This is a genomic window from Hyphomicrobium sp. (assembly GCF_036780825.1).
Lineage (GTDB): Bacteria > Pseudomonadota > Alphaproteobacteria > Rhizobiales > Hyphomicrobiaceae > Hyphomicrobium_C.
This window is the reverse complement of sequence record NZ_DAIQCD010000042.1, coordinates 19,163-22,025: the sequence shown is the minus strand read 5'-3', so window position 1 is coordinate 22,025 and position 2,863 is coordinate 19,163. Positions and strand designations below refer to the sequence as shown.

The window sequence follows — 2,863 nt, the reverse complement described above, 5'->3', positions numbered from 1 at the left end:
TACTTGGCGCCGCGCAGGACGACGCGCCAGGTGTCGATGCCCGCGCCTGGAAGCTCCGTCTCAACCGTCTCGGTCGAGGCGCCGAGCCGCTGAAGGGATTCCCGCGCATCGCGGTAGCCGGGCCGCAGGCTCTGGGCTTTCCTAAGATCCGCGATCGCCTGCTCCCGCTCGCCCTGAGCGTCCGCAATCTCTGCCTTCACCCAGTGGACTTCGGGCAGATCCGGGGCGAGCTTCTGCGCCACCTCGATGTCGCGCAAGGCGACATCGATCTGTCCGCCCTGCTTGTAGGCATACGCGCGATAAGCAAACGCCCATGCCGAGCGCGGGTCGATCTCGATCGCCTTGTTGAGGTCGGCAAACGCCTCGTCGGTGCTTTCAGCCAGCACGTAGGCGAAGCCGCGCTCGGCGAAGGCCCGTGCGTTCTTCGGGGCGAGCTCCGCCGCCTTCGAGAAATCCGTGATGGCGGAGGCGGTGTTGCGCATGGCGAGGTAGGCTCGGCCGCGCAGCAGGTAGCTGTCCACGTTGCTTGCATCGAAGGCGATGGAGCGGGAAAAATCCTCGATCGCCTCATCGAATTTCTCAACGGCGAGCCTAGCCTCGGCCATGTTGCGATAGGCGGCGGCAAAGCGCGTGTCCGCCTTTACGGCGCGCGAGAAGTCGCGGATCGCGGCGTGGGGGCGGCGGGCCGAAAGATGCGCCAGGCCGCGCCCGGTCAAGGGTGCCGGGTTCGACGGCATCAGCTTCACCGAGCGGGTGTAGTCCGCCACCGCGGCCTCGGTCTGGCCGAGCCGCATCTGGGCGCCGGCGCGATTGTTGTAGGCGGCGGCATAACCCGGTGCGAGCACGAGCGAGCGATCGAAATCCTTGATCGCCTCCTGGGTGAGCCCAAGCGACAGCAGGAGATTGCCGCGATTGTTGTAGACGGCGGCGAATTCGGGAAAGAGCTGGATGGCAAGGTTGAAATCCTCGAACGCCTGCCGCGTGTGGCCGAGCTTGATATTGGCGACGCCGCGATCGTTGAGGATGGCCGCGCGCCGGTCGTTCGAGAGGGAGGTGTCCTTGAGCGCCTCGGTATAGCTGTAGACGGCGGCCTGCGCTTCGCCGCGGACGAGCGCACTCGCCCCCTCCTCCGCAATCTGCGTGGGCTCCGTAGGCGCGGCGAGCGCCGGGACGCAGAGGCCCGCAGCCTGGAGCGCCAGCGCCAGGGCGATGCCAACCGGAACAGCATAAGCGGAGCGCAGTCGGGTCATTGTCCTCTTCGCGGGCACGGGGATCGCCATCATAAACCCTGGCCGGGCGGACCTTCCCCTGAATCTGGCCAGCCGGTCAATAATACCCCATTCTGGCGCAAGGCGGTCGCCGCTGTTCATCCGCCGCGCACGGGCGGCTTTCCGCATCTTGCATATGTAGCGCAAACGCAAGGCTGCCCGCGATGAACCTTTGGCTACGACTTTTCTGGCTTCTGTTGTCCGCGCCGTTCCGCCCCCGGCTCGCCCTTCCCGACGGCGCGTCCCTGCTCACACTGCGGGTGCTGCCGAACGACCTCGATCTCGCCCTGCACATGAACAACGGGCGGTACCTCGCGATCATGGACCTGGGGCGGATCGATCTCCTTCTGCGTAGTGGCCTGGCAGGCGCCGTGTGGCGCAACGGATGGACACCCGTTGCCAATGCGGCGCTGGTCCGCTTTCGCCGGGAGCTGCGCGCCTTTGCGCAATATCGGCTCGCGACCCGGATCGTCGGCTGGCATGAGGCGAGCGTGCTCATCGAGCAGACCTTCATCTTCGCGGGCGGAGCGCACGAGGGAGAGGTTGCGGCCCGCGCCCTCTTCAAGGGCGGCCTCTACGACCGCAAGGCGCGGCGCTATGTACCCGTCGCCGAAATAATGGCGGTCATCGGCCGATCCGAAGGCAGTCCTGCGCCTTCACCCGAGGTCGGTGCGTTCCTGGCCGCCGACGCCGCACTCCGCGAGAGCGGACGCGCCATGCGCTCGGGGGATGGCTCATAGAGCCGCCAGGACGCGCGGGAGCTGCTCGGGCAGGTCCTCGGCGATGAGGCCGGGCCCGAACGCGCTCGCCGCTTCGCCGTGCAGCCACGCTGCAGCGGCCGCAGCCTCGAAGGCCGGCATGCCCTGCGCCAGAAGCCCGGTTATGAACCCGCCAAGCACATCGCCGGAACCCGCCGTCGCGAGCCATGGGGGCGCGTTGGCATTGATCGCCGCGCGTCCGTCCGGAGCCGCGATCACCGTGTCGGCGCCCTTGAGAAGCACCACCGCGCCGCTTTCTACGGCACCTTTCCGCGCGCGACCGAGGCGGGAACCCGGCATGTTGTCGCCGAACAGGCGCGCGAACTCGCCGTCATGGGGCGTCAGTACGACGGAACGGCTCTCGCGGGCTGCAATGGCGCGCCGGAGCCGGCCGAGATCGCCGGCGAACGACGTCAGCGCATCGGCGTCGAGAACAGCGGCGGCCGGCGCGCGCAACACCGCATCGACGAGCCGGCACATGGCCTCGCCTACGCCGCCTCCGGGGCCGATGAGCACGGCGTTCTTGCGCTCGTCCTCGAGGATATTCGCAAGCCCCTCCGGACCTTCGAAGGGTTTCAGCATGATCGCCGTCAGGTGCGCGGCGTTGACGGTCACGGCGTCGAGGGGGCTGGCTACCGTGGCGAGCCCGGCGCCGGCGCGCAACGCCCCGCGCGCGCCAAGCCGTGCGGCGCCCGTGGCGTGCGCCGGGCCCGACACCACGAGAGCGTGGCCGCGTGCGTACTTGTGAGCACCGTGCGCCGGCCAGCGGAGCGCCGAGCGCCACAGCGCCGGCGTGTTGGCGAACGTCGTGACGCCGATGTCGGAGAGCACGGACGC

Annotated in this window: 3 protein-coding genes; 1 reads left to right on the top strand and 2 read right to left on the bottom strand. The window is 68.7% G+C overall.

Annotated features, from left to right (window positions below):
• Positions 1 to 1,250: tetratricopeptide repeat protein (locus V7P99_RS13210; RefSeq protein WP_333795295.1), on the bottom strand; the 1,250-nt coding region annotated here is incomplete at its 3' end.
• A 182-nt stretch (positions 1,251 to 1,432) separates the two neighbouring features.
• Between V7P99_RS13210 and V7P99_RS13205 the strand changes: the two genes are divergently transcribed.
• Positions 1,433 to 2,008, top strand: a complete 576-nt coding sequence (locus V7P99_RS13205; RefSeq protein WP_333795294.1) for a thioesterase family protein — start codon at positions 1,433 to 1,435, stop codon at positions 2,006 to 2,008.
• On the opposite strand, the gene V7P99_RS13200 is transcribed toward V7P99_RS13205, so the two are convergent.
• On the bottom strand, positions 2,003 to 2,863 hold an 861-nt coding region (locus V7P99_RS13200; RefSeq protein WP_333795293.1), incomplete at its 5' end, for an NAD(P)H-hydrate dehydratase. The genes V7P99_RS13205 and V7P99_RS13200 overlap by 6 nt on opposite strands.